Source organism: Gordonia metallireducens (assembly GCF_021245825.1).
Lineage (GTDB): Bacteria > Actinomycetota > Actinomycetes > Mycobacteriales > Mycobacteriaceae > Gordonia > Gordonia namibiensis.
Genome location: NZ_JAJQJP010000057.1, coordinates 124,594 through 144,510, shown reverse-complemented (window position 1 = coordinate 144,510; position 19,917 = coordinate 124,594). Strand labels below are relative to the sequence as shown.

The following is a 19,917-nucleotide window of genomic DNA, read 5'->3' as shown; positions in this document are numbered from 1 at the left end:
AGCGCCCCTGGAAACCACCCGATGGAGCGGGGCCACCGACATAGTGTCATTGGCCCAGCTGTGGAGGGCGGATCGCAGGGGCGTTTTTCGGGGGCGGATTTCAGCGCCGACGGTAGCTGCTTTCCAGCTTCTGCGTGAACACGTAATCATGTTCGACACTCCCGCCGAGGTCGAAGGTCCGCACGCCGGCGCGCGTGAAACCGGTTTTGGCGTAGAACTTCTGGGCCCGTTCGTTGAGCTGGTTCACGCCCAGCCAGACGACGACGCTGCCACGGTCGCGGGCACGATCGAGCGCCGCGTCCATCAGAGCGCGAGACGGGCTGAGACCGGGACGCGAATGATGGTCGGGGAGTACGTACATCTTCGACACCTCGCTCGCCGGTCGCTCCGGGACGAGTTCGGCGACAACGGGGTTCGTTGGATCGCCGTGCAGCACCAGCGCGTACCCGATGATCGGACCGCCGGCGCCGTCCCGGGCGACGAGCACGTCGGCGTCCGGGTCGGCGATGTACCAGCGGAAGTTCCTTTCACCGAGGTTGGTCGCGATGAACTGCGCGATGTCCTCGGTGGCGGCATGCGGCGGGCACGCCAGGGGAAAGGTCGCGCCGGCGACCTCGGCCACCGATGCCGCCCGCTCGGGATCGGTGACGAGCTCGACGCTCACCGCGGGACGAGTCGACGTCACGACCGCGAATCGGCCGACGACAGTGGACGATCCGGGTCCGCGGTCCAGGCGTTCATCGACCCGTCGTACACCGCGACGTCATCGCGGCCGAGTGCCTTCAGAGCGAATGCCGCTGCCGTGGCGGCGATCCCGCCACCGCAGTAGGTGACCGGTCGTACCGACGGGTCGAGGGCGCCCGCGTCGGCGAACAGTCCGCGCAGTTCCTCGAGCGGCTTCAGTGACCCGGACTCGTCGACGAGTTCGCCGAACGGGACATTGACGCTGCTCGGGATGTGTCCGCCGGCGAACGACTCCCGGTCGAGAGCGTTGACCAGCAGCACCGACGAATCCGCGGTGGCCGCGACCACCTCGTCGGTCGAGAAGATCCGTTCCGGTCGGCGCTGCGCGGTGAAAGTCGATGCCGGATAGGTCGATTCACCGGTCTCCGTCGGGAGCCCCGCCGCCACCCAGGCGCCGTACCCGCCGTCGAGGACGACGACGTCGTCGAAACCCTCGAGGCCGAACTGCCACCACAGGCGGGTTGCCCAGATGCCGTTGACCGTGTCGTAGACGACGACGGTCGAGTCGTCGCCGATCCCGGCCGCGCCGACCGCCGCGGCGAACTTCTCCGACGACGCCGCCGCGAACGGGGCCTCGCCGTTCGGATCGGACAACTCGGTGATCTGGTCGAGGAACACCGCGCCCGGCAGGTGACCCTGGAGGTAGGTGTCACGACCGGAGGCGACGTGCGCACCGTCGGCGTCGAAGCTCAGGTGAACCGTCGCGTCGACGATGCGCAGGCGCCCCTCACCGAGGCGCTTCTGCAGTTCGTTCGGGGTGATCAGAGGTGCGGAGGTCATGCCTGACACGGTAGTCCGGCAGCCGCCACGCCGGTTCTCAGGGATCGAGCGGTTCCGCCGTGATGGGTTCGGTGTGGAAGTCGGCGAGATCGACGTGTCGGGTCTTCGCCCAGTAGTCGACGATCCGCCACGGCAGCACGGCCACGACCCGCCCGTCGGGGTTGCGATACCAGTTGGTCATCGCGGGATGCGTCCACACCATGCGTGTGTGCGCGCGGTCGACGGCATCGTTGTACTCATCGGTGACGTCACGACGCACCTCGAGAGCGCCGAGGCGGCGCTCGATCATGGCGCGGATGGCGTCGCAGACGTAGCGCACCTGGTATTCGAGGATGCTGATGAAGCTGCCCCCGTGTCCGAGCGCGGTGTTGGGACCGGTGAGGATGAACAGGTTGGGGAAGTCCGGCGCGGTGATGCCGAGGTAGGCGTACGCGTCGTGATCGCCCCAGGCCTCGACCGTCGTCTTGCCGCTGCGGCCGACGACGTCCATCGGGTACAGGTAGCGGTCGCTGTGGAAGCCGGTCGCGAAGACGATGATGTCGAAGTCGTGTGCCCGGCCGGTGGAGTCGACGAGCCCGGTCTCGGTGACGGAGTCCACGCCGTGGCCCACCAGCTCCACGTTCGGCTGCCGCAACATGCGGAACCAGCCGTTGTCCAACAGCATTCGCTTGCCGAAGGGCGGATAGTCCGGCGTCGACAGCTCGACGAGATCGTCGCGGTCGCCGAGCTCGGCACGCATGTACCGCAGGTAGAACTCGCGGTGGCCGTGGTTCGCGGCGTTGATCGACGCGGTGGGTTCGGGCCATTCGGGGTCGACGTGCAGAGTCGAGTGGACCTTGTCGTTGAAGGTCCAGGACAGCCGTGCGCGGTACCACTCCCGGTACCCGGGCAGGTTGTTCATCAGCCAGTGCACGTTGTCGCCGACCGGCGCGAAGTAGTCGTCGTTGGGGGCGATCCACTGCGGCGACCGCTGGAAGACCGTCAGCGACCCGACCTTGTCGACGATGGCCGGCCCGATCTGCATCGCCGACGCGCCGGAGCCGACGATGGCGACGCGCTTGCCGGCCAGGGCGCCGGGCTCGTCGAGTTCGGTGGGCCAGTGGGCGGAGTGGAACATCCGGCCGGTGAAGGTGTCCATGCCGGCGAGTTGGGGGAGTTTGGGCCGGTTGAGGATGCCGACCGCGCTGATGAGGATGCGCGAGGTGAGGGTGCTCTCGTTCCCGTCCCGGTCGCGGACCCGCACCACCCACTGTTGGGCGTCGGAATCGTAGGCGGCCGAGAGGACCTCGGTGCTGAACCGGACGCGGTCGCGCACCGCGTGACGGTCGGCGAAGGCCTGCAGGTAGCCCTGGACCTCGTCGCGCTTGCCGAAGTGGGTGGACCAATCATGGTCGAAGGAGGAGATCGAGTACAGGTAGCTCGGGGTGTCGACGCCGGCGCCCGGGTACTGGTTCTCGTACCAGGAGCCGCCGACCTCGTCGTTCTTCTCCAGCACGGTGTGCTCGATGCCGGCCTCGGCGAGCTGCGTGGAGATCAGCATCCCGGCCACGCCGGCGCCGATGACCAGGGCGTTCATCGTCGAACCGAGGTCGTCGGGCAGTTCCGGCAGGTGGGAGTCGCGCAGGTCACCGCGCACGATCTCGCTCATCATCGGCGCGAACTCCGGTGCCACCGGTTCGCCGGCGGTGAAGGACATCAGTGTGGCGACGAGATCCTCGTCGGCCGGCACCCGTGCCGGTGACCCCTGCTCGTACCAGTCTTCGAGGGCATCGACGACCGCGTCGCGGATCTCGGCCTGCACGTCCTCGGGCAGGCCACCGGTCGAGTTGTCGTCCATGCCGCGGCTACGGGTCGGACGGTAGCGATCGGCCAGCCAGCGGCGATCGCCGGTCATCTCCACCAGCACGGCGAGCAGCGTCGGGATGTTGCCCGCGTCGACCGCGGTCCGGATCTCCGAGGGGGCCGGACGCGTCTCCGGGCGCAGGGAAACTGAAGTCATGGTTGCAACTAACCACTGTTAGTCCCAGTTCGTCAACACTGGGAAAGTGTCGATTTTTGATGCTTGACGGCCGCGATCTCGTGTGGAACTGTGTCCCCAGTCATACTAACAACGGTTAGTGATCACGGAGGTTGACATGGAACTCAGCGAGGCAATGCGCACTACCGGCACGTGCCGCTACTTCAGCGACAAGCCCGTCGAGGGCGAGGTGTTCTACCGGGCGTTCGACGACGCGCGCTTCGGTCCGCAGGGCGGGAACCGGCAGCCGGTCCGCTGGGTCGTCGTCCGTGACGACGTCACCAAGAAGGCGCTCGCCGACCTCTACCTGCCCTTCTGGGAGCCGTACTACAACTCGATCCTCGAGGGTTCCAAGAAGGTGGGCGCCGTCCCGAAGACCATCGAGAGCGCCAACTACTTTGCTCACCACCTCGCCGAGGTGCCCGCGCTCGTGGTGGTGTGCGCCGACGCGGAGGGACTGCATCCCACCGATCACGAACTCGGCCGACTCAGCGTCGTCGGCGGCGCGTCGATCTACCCGAGCGTGCAGAACCTGACCCTCGCACTGCGTCAGCAGGGTGTCGCCACCGCACTCACGACTCTGTTGTGCGCAGCGGAGAACGAGGTCAAGGACCTGCTCGGCATCCCCGACGGATTCATCACCGCGGCACACATCGCGGTCGGCTACCCGCAGAACGGCTTCCCGCGCAAGCTCACCCGCAGCCCCGTCGAGGAGATCGCCTTCCTCGACCGCTTCGACAATCGGATGTTCGCGTGAGCGCCCCCGCCATGACCGCAGAAGGACATCTCACCGACCGCAGACTCACGGAGAACCAGACGTCGCCGTTGGGGCGCGCGACGATCGGTGACCAGCTGCGCAGGCTCTCGCGGTCGCAGGGCAACAAGCCCGCGATCATCGCCTACGACGCCGCCGGCGGCCGCACGTCGACCAGTTACGGCGACCTCAACCGCATGGCCAACCGGGTCGCGCACGTGCTCGTCGACCTCGGCGTCCGGCGCGGCGGCCGGGTCGCGGTGATGAGCCGCAATCGCGTCGAGACCGTGGCGTCGTACTACGGCGCATTGAAGGTCGGCGCTGCGTACTCCGGGGTCAGCCCTCTGTTCCGCGAGAAGGAGGTCGCCCAGCAGCTCGGTCATCTCGAGCCCGCGGTCCTCGTCGTCGAACGCGACCTGGCACCCCTGGCAGGCCCGATCGCCGACAGTCTCGGCATCTCGGTGCTCGTCGTCGGGGAGCCCGCATCGGACTCGTGGAACTCCTTCGACGAGCTGGTCGGACGGGCCGACGACGCCGAACCCGACTCCGACGTCGACGAACACGACCTGGCGATGATCGTGTACACCAGCGGCACCGAGTCGACCCCCAAGGGCGTCGAGATCGCGCACCGCAACTACCTGATCTCCACCGCACCCGCGTACACCTGGGGTCTGCGGTGTCTGAACGACGACGTCTGGCTGTACGTCATGCCGTTCCACACGATCGCGGGTATCGGATCACTGACCTCGCTGACCCTGCTCGGCGCCACGCTCGTGCTGCCGGCGGCGGTCGACCCGGCGACGTCGTTGCGGATGATCCGCGACGAGAAGATCTCGGTGCTCGCCCAGACCCCGACGTTCTTCATCGCCCTGGCCAATCACCCCGACTTCGGGCCCGACACCGTCGGCACCGTGCGTCGCTGCCTCACCTACGGCGGTCAGGTGTCCCCGCACGCCGTCGACGCCTGGGCCACCGCCACACCGGATTCGGTGTGGGGCACCTACTGGGGCCAGTCCGAGCTCACCCAGCTCGGCTCGGTCGGATGGTTCAAGCGCCTCGAGGACGTCCCCAACCAGGACCCGACCTGGATCGGCAAGCCGGTCGGCCACCTCGAGGTCCGTGTGGTCGACGCCGATGGCAACGAGGCCGAGGAGGGCGAACTCCTCTGTCGCACACCGTCGGTCATGCTCGGTTACTTCAAGGACCCGGAGAAGACCGCCCAGGTCCTCGAGGGTGGCTGGGTGCACACCGGCGACATCGTGCGCATCGACGACGAGGGCAACATGTTCTTCCGCGACCGGCGCAAGGACATGATCAAGACCGGTGGATACAACGTCGCCTCCCAGGAGGTCGAGCGTGTACTGCAGGCGCATCCCGACGTCGAGCGGGCCGCGGTTGTCGGCCTCCCGGATCCGTACTGGTCCGAGGCCGTCACCGGTTTCGTCGTGGTGCGTGCGGGTAGCTCGGTGTCCGCGGAGGACATTCGCGAGTACTGCCGCACCGACCTGGCGTCGTACAAGGTCCCCAAGTCGGTGCACGTCGTCGACGAACTGCCGACCGACGCCCAGGGCAAGCTGCTCAAACGTGAGTTGAGGAGAACGTATGGAACCCCTCAGGGCTGACGACGCCGCCGACACCGCCGCGAAACCCGTGGTGACGGAGGAGCGTCCGCGCACCCGTCGCGACGAGATCGTGGAGGCCGCCGCTCGGTATTTCGCCGAACACGGTTACGCCAACGCGGGAATGCGCGACATCGCCGAGGCCGTCGGCATGCGAGGCGCGAGTCTCTACAACCACTTCCACTCGAAAGAGGAAATCCTCTACGCCATCGCGTTGCGGATGACCGAGGACCCGCAGCAGGACCTGCTGGTGCTCGACGGTGACGGTGGCCCCGTCCAGCGCCTCACCGGCCTGGTCGAGGCGCACATCCGCAGGCTCGCGCGCTACCGGGTGGAACACCTTGTCGCGCTGCGGGAGCTGTCGGCGCTGACGCCGGAACACCGGCGGGTGGTCACCGATTACCGCAAGTACTACCAGCGGCGCATCCGCGACGTCATCGAGGCGGGCGCCCGGATGGGCGTCTTCGAGGCCCGTGACGCCCACCGGTCCGCCATCGCCGTGCTCGACCTGATGAACGGCATCAGCTGGTGGCTGCGCGACGAGCACGACGTCGAACAGTTGGTCTCCGACTACGTCGATTTCACGATCCGTGGCGTGCTTCACCACCAGGCGGATTCGTGACCGGTCCGCTCGCCGGCGTGCGCGTGGTCGAGATGCCGGGCCTGGGTCCGACACCGCACGCCGCGATGATGCTCGCCGACCTCGGCGCCGACGTCGTCCGGATCCGACGCCCCGGCCCCGAGGCCCCGGGCCCCGACGGCATCGTCGAGGCGGACGCCGGGCTCTACCGGTCCCGACGCAGCGTCGACGCCGACCTCAAGGACCCCGCCGACCTGAATCGTATCCGCGAGATGATCCGGCGCGCCGACATCCTCATCGAGGGTTTCCGGCCGGGCGTGATGGAGCGTCTCGGCCTCGGACCCGAGATCTGTGACGGCGCACCGGAACTCGTGTATGCCCGCATGACCGGGTGGGGTCAGGACGGTGACCGCGCGATGCTTGCCGGCCACGACATCAATTATCTGGCCGTGACCGGTGTGCTCGAGGCGATGGGCCCGGCCGGAGCGCCACCGGTTCCGCCGCTGTCCCTGGCCGGCGATTTCGGCGGGGGATCGATGCTGCTCGTGGTCGGCGTGCTGGCCGCGCTCCACGACCGGTCGCGCACCGGTCGCGGACAGGTCGTCGACGCAGCGATGGTCGACGGCGCCGGTCTGCTCGCGCAGCTGCAGTGGTCGTGGAAAGCGGCCGGCCGCTGGGTGTCCCGGTCGGAGGGCAACCTCCTCGACGGTTCCGCACCCTTCTACGCGACGTACGAGTGCGCGGACGGCCGGTTCGTCGCCGTCGGCGCGCTCGAGGAGAAGTTCTGGCGCAACCTGATCGGGACCCTCGGACTCGGCGACCTTCCCCACCGCTGGGATCGCGCGCACTGGCCGGTCATCTCCGCCGCCCTCGCCGCCCGGTTCGCCACGCGCAGCCGCGACGAGTGGGCCGACGAGTTCACCGGCGTCGACGCGTGTCTCACCCCGGTACTCGACTTCGACGAAGCGGCCGCCGATCCCGTTGCGCGGCAACGCGGCAGCTACGTCACCGTCGACGACGCCGTACAGCCCGCACCCGCCCCACGGTTCTCTCGAACCGTCCTGCCCACGCCGTCAGGATCCTCGACCGTGGACCTGACGCAGATTCTCGATCAATGGTCGACCGATTCACCTGTGGAGGTGTCGTGAGTTTCCCCAGCCCGTTCCCCGACGTCGAGATCCCCGAGGTCAGCGTCCACGAGTTCCTGTTCGGCTCGATCGCCGACGACGAGCTCGCACGCACCGCCCTGGTGGACCCGAAATCCGGTGCGGTGACGTCCTATCGAGAGCTGATCGCCCAGATCGACGCGGTCGCCGGCTGGCTGACGTCGCGGGGGATCGGGGTGGGTGACGTCGTCGGCATCCTCTCGCCCAACATCCCGGCGTTCGCCTCGGTCTTCCACGGCATCCTGCGTGCCGGAGCCACCGCGACGACGATCAACGCGCTGTTCACCGCGCCCGAGATCGCCAAGCAGTTGCGGGATTCCGGCGCCACGATGCTGGTCACGATCTCGCCGATGGCCGCCCAGGCGAAGGCCGCCGTCGCCGAGGTCGGACTGGACGACGCGAGCCTCGTCGTGCTCGACGGTGAGGGGCAGGACGCCTCGGGTCACCCGAATGCCGCCGACGTGCTCGGCGCGGGATTGCCCGCGCCGCAGGTGTCCTTCCATCCGGCCAGCCATGTCGCCGTCCTGCCTTACAGCTCGGGTACGACCGGCAACCCGAAGGGGGTCGCACTCTCGCACCGCAATCTGGTCGCCAACGTCGCCCAGCTGAAGCCGTTGCAGGGCATGACCGCCGACGACGTGGTGATCGCGGTGCTGCCGTTCTTCCACATCTACGGCATGACCGTGTTGCTGAACGCGGCGCTGTTCAACCGGTCGTCGCTGGTCGTGATGCCGAAGTTCGACCTGGTGGAGTTCCTGGAGAACATCCAGAACCACAAGGTGACGATGGCCTACATCGCGCCGCCGGTCGCGGTGGCGCTGGCCAAGCATCCGATCGTGGACAACTATGACCTGTCCTCGCTGCACACGATGATGTCGGGTGCGGCGCCGCTCGACGACGAGCTCGGTCAGGCCGTCGCCAAGCGGCTGGATCTGCACATGCTGCAGGGCTACGGCATGAGTGAACTGTCCCCGGTGTCGCACATCATCCCGTTCGACACCCAGGCCACGCTGGGACGTGAGGACCCGCCGTTGTCGTCGACGGGCTGGCCGGTGCCGAACACGGTGAACAAGGTCGTCGATCCCGCCACCGGTGAGGACATCTCGCTTCCGCAGGAAGGGCTCTCGGAGCCGGGTGAGCTGTGGGTGAAGGGGCCGAACGTGATGCTCGGCTACCTCAACAACGAGCAGGCGACCGCCGACACCATCGACGCCGACGGCTTTCTGCACACCGGCGACATGGCGCAGGTCGACCCGACCGGTTGTGTCTACATCGTCGACCGCCTCAAGGAGCTCATCAAGTACAAGGGCTACCAGGTGCCGCCGGCGGAGTTGGAGGCGTTGCTGCTGACCCACGACAAGATCGCCGACTCGGCGGTCATCGGTGTGATCGATGCGGAGTCGGGGGAGGAGATCCCCAAGGCGTTCGTCGTCAAGCAGCCCGAGGCCGAGCTGACCGAGGACGAGGTGATGGAGTTCGTGGCGTCGAAGGTGGCCCCGCACAAGAAGGTTCGTGCGGTGGAGTTCATCGATGCGATCCCGAAGTCGGCGTCGGGCAAGATTCTCCGCAAGGACCTGCGCAAGTAGGAGGCCGGAGCAGCGTCTACCCCAGGTCGCGACGGGCCAGTCCGACGAAGCCGACCGCCGGCGCGACAGCGGCGAGAGCCGTGACGGTGAGGATGCCACCCGCCGTCACGGCGTCGAGCGGGGCCTGCGGGAGATGCTGGAACGGTGACGCCGCGCGCGTCCACTCCGGCAGGTCGAACGATTCGGCGAGGATCTCGGCGACCAGGCAGTACGCGAAGTACGTCCAGGCGATGGCCGCGGTGGCCCTGGGTAGTGAACCGACGCAGGCCACTGCGACCGAGACGATCAACCACACCGCGGGGACGTACACCGTCGCCGCGGCGAGCAGACGCGGGACCTGCTCGAGATCGTCGACGGTCAATCCGTAGGTGAGACCCTCGCCGATCGCACCCGCGGCCAGGACGATCGCAGTGCCGCCGAGTGCCATCGCGACGTGACCGCCGAACCAGGACAGCCGGTTGGTGTTCGCTGCCACGACCGACTCGGCCAGTTCGGCGGTCTCCTCGCGTCGGGCCCGCAACGCGCTGTTGACGCCGTACCCGGCTGACAGAAGAGCGGCGATCGTGAGGGTCAGCGCGAGGTACGCGTCCACGGCGTCTTCGGCGCCGCCGGGCAGGAACTCCGCGATCTGCGGGTTGTCCTCGATGAAGTCGGTGATCGCGTTCCCGAACGATCCGTATGCCGCCGACAGCACGAAAACCCCGGTGGCCCATGCGACTGTCGACCCGCGGTGCAGCCGCCAGGCGAGTCCCGTCGTCGAGGTCAGGAGCCATGACGCCTCCGCGCGCCCGGCGCGGTTGCCGAAGATCCCCGCGCCGAAGTCGCGGTGTTCGGAGACGGCCACCGCCACTGCGGCGGTGAGCAGAGACGCCACGAGCGGCATCAGAAGCGGCCACCAGGTGTCGTCGACGTACGGGAATGTGCGCTGGCCCCAGCCGATGGGGGAGAGCCACGACGCGAACCCGTTACCCACATCGCCCACTGCGCGGAGGACGTACGCCAACCCGAGCATGGCGGTGATGGATCCGTAGACGCTACGCGGGTTCTCGAAGATCTGGGCGGCGAGCGCGGTGAGCGTCGCGAACGTGAGACCCACCCCGGCCAGCGCCGCACCGAAGAGGAACGAGCCCCCGAGCGGAAGACCGGTGGCGGTGGCGGTGACCGCGACGGCGATGCCGGCGGTGAGGTTCGCGACGGTCGCGAGGGCGAGGGCTGTGGCGACCGGGGCATCGCGGCCGACTCGCGTCGACCGTAGGAGTTCGGCGCGTCCGTTCTCTTCGTCGGTGCGGGTGTGGCGACCCACGAGGAACATCGACATGAGACCGAGAACGATTGCGGCATAGCCGAATATCTCGAACACCGCCTCGCCGCCGATGGTGGCGAGCAGCTCTTCGGGTCCGCTGAGCGCGATGACCGCCGGACTCCCGCCGATGGTCTCGCGCAGCGCCGCGAGCTTCGCCGGGGTGTCGTAGAGGTTCTGACTGGCGACGGCCTGGAATCCCACCAGCGCGGCGGTTCCGCCGATCCACGCGATGAGGGCGACCCGTTCGCGCCGGAGGTAGAACCTCAGGAGTGTGCACAGACCCGTGGCGTCGGCACTCCGGCCGGCACTTCTCGCCGAGGTCGGCTCCGCGATCTGCACCGTCTCGATGTCCGCCATCGGAAGTCTCCGCAGACCTCAGTCGCCGTAGTGTCGGAGGAAGATGTCCTCCAGAGTCGGTGGGGCGCTGGCCAGATCGCGGACGCCGAGGGTGGCGAGTTCGCGGACCACGGTGTCGAGGGCGGCGGCGTCGACGGTGCAGCGGATGCGGTGTCCGTCGCGGATCAGGTCGTGTACACCCGGGACGCCGTCGAGGGCGGCGGGATCGTGGGCGGTCTCGGCACTGACCTCGAGGCGGCCGAGATGACGCAGGTCGGACAACGACCCGCTGTCCACTGTCCGGCCCGCGCGGATGAGGGTGACCCGGTCGCAGAGCGCCTCGACCTGGGCCAGGATGTGACTCGACAGGAGAACAGTGCGCCCGCTGCGGCGTTCGTCCTCGATGCACCGCTGGAACTCGGCCTCTTTCAGCGGATCGAGGCCGGAGGTCGGCTCGTCGAGAAGTAGGAGTTCGGCATCGGAGGCCAGGGCCGCGATCAGCGCGACCTTTTGCCGATTGCCCTTGGAGTAGGTGCGCGACTTCTTGCGCGGGTCGAGTTCGAAACGCTCGATCAACTCGTCACGACGACGTCGATCGCGGTCTCCGCGGAGGTTGCACAGCAGATCGATGATCTCACCGCCGGTGACACCCGGCCAGAGATTCACCTCGCCGGGCACATACGCGATCCGTCCGTGCAGATTCACGTTGTCGCGCCAGGGATCTCGACCCAGAACGCGGACAACGCCCGAGTCTCCTCGCAGCAACCCGAGCAGAACCCGGATGGTGGTGGTCTTGCCCGCGCCGTTGGGTCCCAGGAAGCCGTGGACCTCGCCCCCGGCGACGGTCAGGTCGAACCCGTCGAGGGCCCTGACATGGCCGAACGACTTGGCCAGCTCCTGGATCTCGATCGCGGGCACATTCCCAGACTAAGACCGCTGGGCGCCCCGATCGCGGGGCCGAAAGTCACCTGATTCCGGCCCCGCGAACCTTGCGATTGACTCAGCTGGAACCGAACAGGCCGTCGAGTGAGCCGCCGCCACCGCCGCCACCGCCGGCGCAGCCGGTCACGGTCACGTGATGCCAGTTGCGGTCTCCGAGCCACTCGGGGCCGCCGTCACCGAGATTTCCGGGCGGGCCGAGGACCATTCGGTAGGCGACGTCATGCGTCGCGGCCTCCGGATTCGGCAGCGGTGGGTTGTAGGGGGAGTCGTTGAGGTTCTTCAGATCTTTGATGTAACTGACGGTCGACACGGGACGGTCTTTCACCATCCAGATGTTGTCCGGGGCGTTCGCACCCATGGAGCCTTCGTCATCCGGCCACCTCGGGTAGTCCTCGACGGTCGTGTGCATCCCACCGGTCCGGCCGACCTGGAAGTCGGCGTAGTCGACGTCGCGCAGAGGCTCGTCGTCGATGCGCCAGTCGAGCGTGTAGGACGTGATGTTGGTTTCGTTCGTCAGGGTGAACTTCACCTTGCAGTTGCCGAGGTTCTCCGCCCAGAACTGGACGGGACCCGTTCGCTGACCGTTGTCGGCTGCCTGCGCGACACCGGGTGCGATGGAGAATGCGAGTCCCGCGGCGGCGACTGACGCCAACCCGGTCACCATTGCCCGTTTGATCATTACCTCACCTGTTCCTTCCAGCCCGACCCGTTCGGGACGCTAGGTACGGGTCAAATGTCCGAATTCGAGATCTGGATCACATGGCACGGATTTGGCGTCGGTGGGCACGCCGAAGGCACAGAAAAGCCCCGGTCCTCAGGACCGGGGCTTTCCGTTTGCGAGCGGATGACGGGATTCGAACCCGCGACCCTCACCTTGGCAAGGTGATGCGCTACCAGCTGCGCTACATCCGCATGTCGCGAGCGTTGGCGCTGCTCGCGTGGCCAAGAGAAAGCCCCGGTCGGGGACCGGGGCTGACTTCTCTCGTGGTGCGCGATACAAGGATTGAACTTGTGACCTCTTCCGTGTCAGGGAAGCGCTCTCCCACTGAGCTAATCGCGCGGGACTGTGTTGAGTTGTGATGCGTGGAGGTGGCGACGGGAATCGAACCCGTGTACACGGCTTTGCAGGCCGTTGCCTCACCACTCGGCCACACCACCAGATGCGAGGTCGACTCGCGCCGAGCGGATGACGGGATTCGAACCCGCGACCCTCACCTTGGCAAGGTGATGCGCTACCAGCTGCGCTACATCCGCATGCCCACGAGCGATCTTGTGGATCTTGCTGCTCGCGGTGCGAAGAGAAACTTACGCGATCGATTCCGAACTTTACAAATCGGCAGGTCAGAGGCCTGAGGAACGGCGAATTCCCAGCGTGTGATTACCGGAGGCCGCCGAATCAAACGTTTGTGACGTGGAGCACGTCGGCGATTTGGGAACTCTGGGCAAGCCGTGTAATCTTCTGGCTCGTGCGCAGGCGCCCCTGTCACAGACTTCAGGCGCCCGACACGGTCCCGTGGCTCAGTGGAAGAGCGTCCCGTTCACACCGGGAAGGTCGCTGGTTCGATCCCAGCCGGGACCACCGAGGAAAGCCCCGCCGAGAACTCCGGCGGGGCTTTTCGCTTGCTGGGTGCTTTTCGATGCGAATCGGCAACGACTCGTGAACCCACCGGCGTTTCTCGTGACCTGGATCACAGCTCGGGCGTAATCTCGCCCGCGTGCCGGCACCGACTGTCCACTCGCGTCCCATCCCGACGTGGGTGCTCGTGCTGGCCGGGATCGCGGCGCTTGGCGTGATCGTCTGGCACATCACCGCTTTTCCGATCACCAATCCGTTCTACGGGCTGTTCGAGAATGCGACCGACGTCCGCGTCTACCGTGCGGGTGCCGATACCGTGCTCGACTCACGTCCCCTCTACGAGGCGCCGGTGTTGTGGCGCCTGCACTTCACGTATCCGCCGTTCGCGGCGATCGCTTTCGTCCCGCTGGCCGTCCTGGGTGCCGGCGTCGCCAACATCGTCTGGTGGGCAATCGGTTTCACGGTGCTCGTCGCGGTGGTGGCGCTGGGTACGCGCAGCCTGGGTTACCGGTGGGATGCCCGCCTGGCCGGGTTCGCGGTGCTGTTCTCCGTCGCGGTGACCGCAGTCGAGCCCGTGCGGACCACCATCTGGCTCGGCCAGGTCAATCTCGTGATCATGGGGCTGATCCTGACCGACCTGGTGTTCCTGCGCGCCGACTCGCGGTGGCGGGGGATCGCAATCGGGATCGCCGCCGGACTCAAGCTGATGCCGCTGTTCGCTGTCATCTACCTGCTCCTCACCCGGCAGTGGCGCGCGGCGGCCACCGCGATCATCACCTTCGGTGGCACGGTTGCAATCGGGTTTCTCGTCATCGGGTCGGATGCGCGGGCGTACTGGGCTCGTCACCTGTTCGACTCCGCCCGCATCGGCCGTGCCGATTCGCCTGCCAACCAGTCGGTCCGCGGATTCGGGTCGCAGATGCTGGCGCACCTCGATGTCCGGCGGTTCACCCATCCCGGCCCGGGTGGGCCGGTCTTCGAGGCGCCGTCGTGGTTGTGGGTCCCCGCGGCACTGGTGGTCGCGGTACTCGGTCTGTGGGCCGCGGTTGTCGCCCGGCGGATGTCGCAAGCGCTCCTGGCCGCGACGATCGTGGGGATGACGATGTGTGCGGTGTCGCCGTTCGCGTGGGGGCACCACTGGGTGTGGTGCGTGCCGTTGCTGCTGGTGACCTTCGACCTCGCCCTGCGTCACGGCGGCTCGCGGTGGTCCTGGTGGTACTGGCTCGTGCCTGCCGGCGTCGTCGCGCTGACCTTCACCTGGTGGCGGCACTGGTGGGACAGCGGGCCGTATCTGACATCGGATCACGCGATCTCGCTGGGGCTGTTCATGATGCCGAGGGCAACCGACCCGGGCCCGGTCGGCCACGCACTGGTCCTCCTCTACGCCGGCTGTTACCCGTTGATGCTCGCAGTGACCGTCGTGGCGACCCTGCTGGCCGGGCGTCGGAAACGGGATCGCCGACCTCCCGTTGACGAGTCGCTCGGCCCGGAGGACGTCGTCGCGGTCGCCTGAGGGGCCGGTGGTCCGTCAGGCCGCCGTCGCGGGAGACGCGGCGCGATTGCCGTCGGCGCGTCGGCGAAGTGCCGGATCGTGGAGTGCCGGCGGGTCGTAAGCCATGTCGAGTCGTCCCACATCGGTGCCCGGTTCGACGATCCGGTCGATCTCGTCGAGGATGTCGTCGCCGAGCGCCAGGCCGGCACCCGCGAGATAGTCGTCGAGGTGGGCCATCGTGCGTGGTCCGAGGATGGCCGAGGTCACGCCGGGATGGGCGATGGTGAAGGCGATGGCCAGGTGGGTGAGTTTGATGCCGGACTGCTCGGCGAGCGAGATGAGCCGTTCGACGACATCGATGCGGCGTTCGTCGCTGAGGTGGGTGAACCGCTGTGCCCGTCGCAGGTCGATGGGCTGGCCCTTGCGCACGCGGCCGGTGAGCAACCCCTGGGCGAGGGGACTCCACACCAGCACCCCCATGCCGTGTTGTTCTGCCACGGGGAGGATCTCGCGTTCGATCCCGCGGTCGAGGATCGAGTAGTTCGGCTGCTCGGTGCTCGGGGACTCCAGGCCGCGTTCGCGCGCCAACCACTGCGCTTCGACCATGTCGGAGGCGAGGAAGGCAGAGGTGCCGAAGGCGCGGATCTTGCCGGCACGGACGAGATCGGTGAGGGCGGAGAGGGTCTCACCGAGATCGGTCGACGGATCGGGGCGGTGCATCTGATAGAGGTCGATGTGGTCGGTGCCCAGGCGTCGTAGGGAGTTCTCGACGGCGGTCGTGATCCATCGACGGGAACCGCCTCGCCGGTTCGGGCCGTCGCCCATCGGCAGGCCGAACTTGGTCGCGATGACCAGGTCGTCGCGGCGCCCCTTGATGGCCTTGCCGACGATTTCCTCCGACTCGCCACCGGAATACATGTCGGCCGTGTCGATGACGTTGATGCCGGCGTCGAGTGCCTTGTGGATGATGCGGATCGAGTCCGCGTGGTCGGGGTTGCCGGCCTGGCCGAACATCATCGCGCCCAGTGCATACGGGCTGACCTGGATTCCGGTTCGACCCAACGTGCGGTGCTGCATGTCGCTCTCCTTGTCCGCACCCGGTGGGATGCTGTGCGACGATAGAAGTGGAACGTTGTCCCGATTAACGATATGGGACAGTGTCCCACTTATCAACCCGGAGATCTGACAGCGAGGACACAGGCCCATGCCCCGTGCTGATGCCCAGCGCAACGTCGATGCCCTGCTGGCTGCGGCGAAAGAGGAGTTCGCCGCTCACGGAGTGGATGTCAGCGTGCGGTCGATCGCCGCACGCGCCGGCGTCGGAACCGCGACGCTGTACCGGCACTTCCCGCTGCGCTCCGACCTCGTCGCCGCGGTCTTCCGTCACGAACTGGATGAGTGTGTGGCCGCCGCGGGTCCGCTCGCGGAGCAGTACGCGCCGGGGGAGGCCCTCGAGATGTGGGTGCAGAGGTACCGCGAGTTCCTGCAGACCAAACGCGGTCTCGCGAGCGCGCTGCACTCGGGCGATCCCGCGTACTCGTCCCTCCCGGAGTACTTCCATTCCCACGCGGCGCCCGCGCTCGGTGCGCTGCTGGAGAATGCGGCGAACGCAGGTGAGATTCGCGCGGACGTCGCAGTCGCCCCGCTGGACCTGCTCGGGGCGATCGCGAACCTGTGTGTCCCGTTTCCCGGCAGCGACAGCGAGACCGCGACCCGACTGGTCGCGCTGCTGCTGGACGGGCTCCGGTACCGCGCGTAGGAATGCGTGCCCGGGCGTACACGCCTGCCTTCGGTAGCCTGGACCCGACTTTTGACATTGACGGGTCCGATGTAGGGGGAACATGGCGGAGTCGTGGTGGAAGCGCCTGCGGGTCCGCGCGCGTCATCGCCGGTACGTGGTGAGGTCCAATCCGCGCTGGCATCGCGTATACCGCATCGCGGTCGCCGTCGTCGGCACGATCGTGTTGCTGTGCGGCATCGTCACCATCCCGTACCCGGGGCCCGGTTGGCTCATCGTCTTCCTCGGCCTCGGGATCCTGGCGTCGGAATTCGACTGGGCTCACCGGCTCCTCAAGTTCGCCCGATCGAAGTACGACGCCTGGATGGAGTGGATCGGCCGGCGGCACTGGTCGGTGCAATCGGTGTTCTGGATCGGCACCTTCGTCATCGTCGTGGGAACGCTCTGGCTCCTGGGAGCACTGCACACGGCGGCCGGCTGGGTGAACCTCGACTATCAGTGGCTCGCCAGCCCCATCTTCTCCTGATCGGCTTTCCCGGGCCGCGCCCCGCGCCGGGAGAGGAGGGGTACGGCCGGTCGGGATGACACGCGGATACCATCGGAGTCGCAAACGTCCGCCCGGACGCGTACTTCGCGTGTCCGAAACTATACGAGGAGCGTCCCGTGCCCGACGACGTCCAGGTGACCAGCCCAGCCACGATCCGTGTGCCGGCTGGAACTACCGCGGGCACCGCACTCCGTGACCACGACCTGCCCAACAAGGGTCCCGAGGCGATCGTCGTGGTCCGCGACGCCGCCGGCAACCTGCGCGACCTGTCCTGGGCGCCCGCCGAGGACGCCGAGGTCGAGCCCGTGGCGGCCAACACCGAGGCCGGACGCAGCGTCATCCGACACTCGTGCGCGCACGTGCTCGCGCAGGCGGTCCAGGAGCTGTTCCCCGACGCCAAGCTGGGCATCGGCCCGCCCATCAAGGACGGCTTCTACTACGACTTCGATGTCGCCGAACCCTTCACGCCCGAGGATCTCAAGGCCCTCGAGAAGAAGATGAAGCAGATCATCAAGTCCGGTCAGCGTTTCTCGCGCCGCGTCTACGAGTCGAAGGACGAGGCACGCGCCGAGTTGGCGAACGAGCCGTTCAAGCTCGAGCTGATCGACGACAAGGGCGCCGCCGACGACGCCGAGGTGATGGAGGTCGGCGGCGGCGAGCTGTCCGTCTACGACAACCTCAACCCGCGTACCGGCGAACGCATCTGGTGCGATCTGTGCCGCGGTCCGCACGTGCCGACCACCAAGTACATCGCCGCGTTCAAGCTGACCCGCTCCTCGGCCGCCTACTGGCGCGGCGACCAGGACAACGCCGACCTCCAGCGCGTGTACGGCACCGCGTGGGAGTCCGCGGAGGCCCTCGACACCCATCTCGAGCTGCTCGCCGAGGCGGAGAAGCGCGACCACCGCAAGCTCGGCGCCGAACTCGACCTGTTCAGCTTCCCCGACGAACTCGGCTCGGGCCTGCCGGTCTTCCATCCCAAGGGCGGCATCATCCGCAAGGAGATGGAGGACTACTCACGGGCACGCCACGTCGCCGCGGGGTATGAGTTCGTCAACACGCCGCACATCACCAAGGGACACCTCTACGAGGTCTCCGGTCACCTCGACTGGTACCGCGACGGGATGTTCCCGCCCATGCACGTCGACGCCGACATCGACGAGAACGGCGAGGTGCGCAAGCCCGGCCAGGATTACTACCTGAAGCCGATGAACTGCCCGATGCACAACCTGATCTTCCGTGGCCGCGGGCGTTCGTATCGTGAACTGCCGCTACGGATGTTCGAGTTCGGATCGGTCTATCGCTACGAGAAGTCCGGCGTGATCCACGGCCTCACCCGGGTGCGCGGCATGACGCAGGACGATGCGCACATCTACTGCACCCGCGAGCAGATGCGCGACGAGCTGACGTCGATCCTCAACTTCGTCCTGGGCCTGCTCAAGGACTACGGCCTCGACGACTTCTACCTCGAACTGTCGACCAAGGACCCGAAGAAGTTCGTCGGCTCCGACGAGGTGTGGGAAGAGGCGACCAACACGCTCGCCGAGGTCGCCGAGGCTTCGGGCCTCGACCTCGTGCCCGATCCGGGCGGCGCCGCGTTCTACGGACCGAAGATCTCGGTGCAGGCCAGGGATGCGCTCGGCCGCACCTGGCAGATGTCGACGATCCAGCTCGACTTCAACCTGCCGGAGCGCTTCGAACTGGAGTACACCGGCCCCGACGGCACCAAGCAGCGCCCGGTGATGATCCACCGCGCCCTGTTCGGGTCCATCGAGCGGTTCTTCGGCGTGCTCACCGAGCACTATGCGGGCGCCTTCCCGGCCTGGCTGTCGCCGGTCCAGGTGATGGGCATCCCGGTCGCCGACGCATTCGCCGATCACCTGCAGGGTGTCGTCGACGCGCTGCGTGCCGCCGGTGTCCGCGCCGAGGTCGACCATTCCGACGACCGCATGCAGAAGAAGATCCGCAACCACACCACCGGCAAGGTGCCGTTCATGCTGCTCGCCGGCGAACGCGACGTCGAGGCGCACGCCGTGAGCTTCCGGTTCCGCGACGGTTCGCAGATCAACGGTGTCCCGGTGGGTGCCGCGATCGCGGCCATCACCGACTGGGTGGGCAACAGGCGCAACGAGTCGCCGACCAAGGAACTCCTGGAGGCGAAGCTCGGCACCGTGGGGGCCGTCGATGACTGAGGCACGCGGCGAGATCCGCGACGAGGGCGTCGGGGTCGGGGATCGTCTGGAGCGGCTGTGGAGTCCGCACCGGATGACCTACATCGCCGACCCGCAGCCGGCGGCCAAGACCGGCCACCCCTTCCTCGACATCCCGACGATGTCCGACGAGGACGGGCTGATCGTCGCGCGCGGCGAGTCGGTGTACGCGGTGCTCAACCTGTACCCGTACAACCCCGGGCACACGATGGTGGTCCCGTACCGCCAGGTCGCCGACCTCGAGGATCTGACGCCCGCCGAGTCGTCCGAGCTGATGGCGTTCACCCAGCGGATGATCCGCACGATCAAGGCGGTCTCGAATCCGAATGCCTTCAACGTGGGACTCAACCTGGGCTATGCCGCCGGCGGCTCGTTGTCGGAGCACCTGCACCAGCACATCGTGCCCCGCTGGATGGGCGACGCGAACTTCATCACCATCGTCGGCGAGACCAAGGTGATGCCGCAGCTGCTGCGCGACACCCGGGGACTGCTCGCCGAGGCGTGGCAGCGTCTCGATGACTGAGGGG

The 19,917-nt window shown here is 67.4% G+C and carries 17 protein-coding genes and 5 tRNA genes; 11 read left to right on the top strand and 11 right to left on the bottom strand.

What is annotated here, in order from left to right:
- Positions 1–100: 100 nt before the first annotated feature.
- From LQD00_RS22020 to LQD00_RS22010, 3 genes are read right to left on the bottom strand one after another with little or no spacing between them, the layout of a single operon-like run.
- The gene (locus tag LQD00_RS22020) at positions 101–685 is read right to left on the bottom strand and encodes a GNAT family N-acetyltransferase (RefSeq protein WP_232719408.1); all 585 of its coding nucleotides are present in this window, start codon (positions 683–685) and stop codon (positions 101–103) included.
- A complete protein-coding gene (locus LQD00_RS22015) occupies positions 682–1,524 on the bottom strand; it encodes a sulfurtransferase (protein ID WP_232719407.1) in 843 nt (280 codons plus the stop codon). Before LQD00_RS22015 ends, LQD00_RS22020 begins: the two co-directional genes overlap by 4 nt.
- A gap of 37 nt (positions 1,525–1,561) precedes the next feature.
- On the bottom strand, positions 1,562–3,523 hold the full coding sequence (locus LQD00_RS22010; RefSeq protein WP_232719406.1) for a flavin-containing monooxygenase: 1,962 nt from the start codon (positions 3,521–3,523) through the stop codon (positions 1,562–1,564).
- Positions 3,524–3,659: 136 nt separating this feature from the next.
- Between LQD00_RS22010 and LQD00_RS22005 the strand changes: the two genes are divergently transcribed.
- Genes LQD00_RS22005 through LQD00_RS21985 form a run of 5 tightly spaced genes read left to right on the top strand, consistent with a single transcriptional unit; the run spans position 3,660 to position 9,246 of the window.
- On the top strand, positions 3,660–4,298 hold the full coding sequence (locus tag LQD00_RS22005) for a nitroreductase family protein (protein ID WP_232719405.1): 639 nt from the start codon (positions 3,660–3,662) through the stop codon (positions 4,296–4,298).
- An 11-nt stretch (positions 4,299–4,309) separates the two neighbouring features.
- The gene (locus LQD00_RS22000; RefSeq protein ID WP_269785327.1) at positions 4,310–5,917 is read left to right on the top strand and encodes a class I adenylate-forming enzyme family protein; all 1,608 of its coding nucleotides are present in this window, start codon (positions 4,310–4,312) and stop codon (positions 5,915–5,917) included.
- The gene (locus tag LQD00_RS21995) at positions 5,898–6,536 is read left to right on the top strand and encodes a TetR/AcrR family transcriptional regulator (protein WP_232719403.1); all 639 of its coding nucleotides are present in this window, start codon (positions 5,898–5,900) and stop codon (positions 6,534–6,536) included. Before LQD00_RS22000 ends, LQD00_RS21995 begins: the two co-directional genes overlap by 20 nt.
- On the top strand, positions 6,533–7,642 hold the full coding sequence (locus tag LQD00_RS21990; RefSeq protein WP_232719402.1) for a CaiB/BaiF CoA transferase family protein: 1,110 nt from the start codon (positions 6,533–6,535) through the stop codon (positions 7,640–7,642). Before LQD00_RS21995 ends, LQD00_RS21990 begins: the two co-directional genes overlap by 4 nt.
- On the top strand, positions 7,639–9,246 hold the full coding sequence (locus tag LQD00_RS21985) for an AMP-binding protein (protein WP_232719401.1): 1,608 nt from the start codon (positions 7,639–7,641) through the stop codon (positions 9,244–9,246). The genes LQD00_RS21990 and LQD00_RS21985 overlap by 4 nt, the downstream gene beginning before the upstream one ends.
- Before the next feature lie 16 nt (positions 9,247–9,262).
- Here the strand turns inward: LQD00_RS21985 and LQD00_RS21980 are convergent, their stop codons facing one another.
- The 7 genes from LQD00_RS21980 to LQD00_RS21950 all read right to left on the bottom strand — a co-directional run bounded on the left by LQD00_RS21980 (position 9,263) and on the right by LQD00_RS21950 (position 13,081).
- Positions 9,263–10,906 carry an ABC transporter permease gene (locus tag LQD00_RS21980; RefSeq protein WP_232719400.1) on the bottom strand — a complete coding sequence of 548 codons (1,644 nt, stop codon included), beginning with the start codon at positions 10,904–10,906 and terminating at the stop codon, positions 9,263–9,265.
- Positions 10,907–10,924: 18 nt separating this feature from the next.
- Complete coding sequence (locus tag LQD00_RS21975; protein WP_232719399.1) at positions 10,925–11,803, bottom strand: ABC transporter ATP-binding protein; 879 nt, start codon at positions 11,801–11,803, stop codon at positions 10,925–10,927.
- 82 nt (positions 11,804–11,885) lie between these two features.
- Positions 11,886–12,506 carry a hypothetical protein gene (locus tag LQD00_RS21970; RefSeq protein ID WP_232719398.1) on the bottom strand — a complete coding sequence of 207 codons (621 nt, stop codon included), beginning with the start codon at positions 12,504–12,506 and terminating at the stop codon, positions 11,886–11,888.
- A 160-nt stretch (positions 12,507–12,666) separates the two neighbouring features.
- Positions 12,667–12,739, bottom strand: a tRNA-Gly gene (locus LQD00_RS21965).
- Positions 12,740–12,812: 73 nt separating this feature from the next.
- Positions 12,813–12,887, bottom strand: a tRNA-Val gene (locus tag LQD00_RS21960).
- A gap of 24 nt (positions 12,888–12,911) precedes the next feature.
- A tRNA-Cys gene (locus LQD00_RS21955) sits at positions 12,912–12,985 on the bottom strand.
- A 23-nt stretch (positions 12,986–13,008) separates the two neighbouring features.
- A tRNA-Gly gene (locus tag LQD00_RS21950) sits at positions 13,009–13,081 on the bottom strand.
- A 253-nt stretch (positions 13,082–13,334) separates the two neighbouring features.
- Between LQD00_RS21950 and LQD00_RS21945 the strand changes: the two genes are divergently transcribed.
- Positions 13,335–13,406 (top strand) — tRNA-Val (locus tag LQD00_RS21945).
- 136 nt (positions 13,407–13,542) lie between these two features.
- Positions 13,543–14,916 (top strand): glycosyltransferase 87 family protein, encoded by a 1,374-nt coding sequence (locus LQD00_RS21940; RefSeq protein WP_232719397.1) that lies wholly within the window; start codon positions 13,543–13,545, stop codon positions 14,914–14,916.
- A 15-nt stretch (positions 14,917–14,931) separates the two neighbouring features.
- Here LQD00_RS21940 and LQD00_RS21935 read toward each other — a convergent pair whose 3' ends face one another.
- Entirely contained in the window at positions 14,932–15,972 is a 1,041-nt protein-coding gene (locus LQD00_RS21935) for an aldo/keto reductase (RefSeq protein ID WP_232719396.1), read from the bottom strand.
- A 127-nt stretch (positions 15,973–16,099) separates the two neighbouring features.
- Between LQD00_RS21935 and LQD00_RS21930 the strand changes: the two genes are divergently transcribed.
- From LQD00_RS21930 to LQD00_RS21915, 4 genes are all read left to right on the top strand, one after another.
- Positions 16,100–16,654: a TetR/AcrR family transcriptional regulator gene (locus LQD00_RS21930; protein WP_232719395.1), complete on the top strand. Its 555-nt coding sequence runs from the start codon at positions 16,100–16,102 to the stop codon at positions 16,652–16,654.
- Positions 16,655–16,736: 82 nt separating this feature from the next.
- Positions 16,737–17,159: a TIGR02611 family protein gene (locus tag LQD00_RS21925; RefSeq protein WP_232719394.1), complete on the top strand. Its 423-nt coding sequence runs from the start codon at positions 16,737–16,739 to the stop codon at positions 17,157–17,159.
- 137 nt (positions 17,160–17,296) lie between these two features.
- Positions 17,297–19,372, top strand: a complete 2,076-nt coding sequence (gene thrS / locus LQD00_RS21920; RefSeq protein ID WP_232719393.1) for a threonine--tRNA ligase — start codon at positions 17,297–17,299, stop codon at positions 19,370–19,372.
- Positions 19,365–19,913, top strand: a complete 549-nt coding sequence (locus LQD00_RS21915) for an HIT family protein (RefSeq protein ID WP_232719392.1) — start codon at positions 19,365–19,367, stop codon at positions 19,911–19,913. Before thrS ends, LQD00_RS21915 begins: the two co-directional genes overlap by 8 nt.
- Positions 19,914–19,917 lie beyond the last annotated feature (4 nt).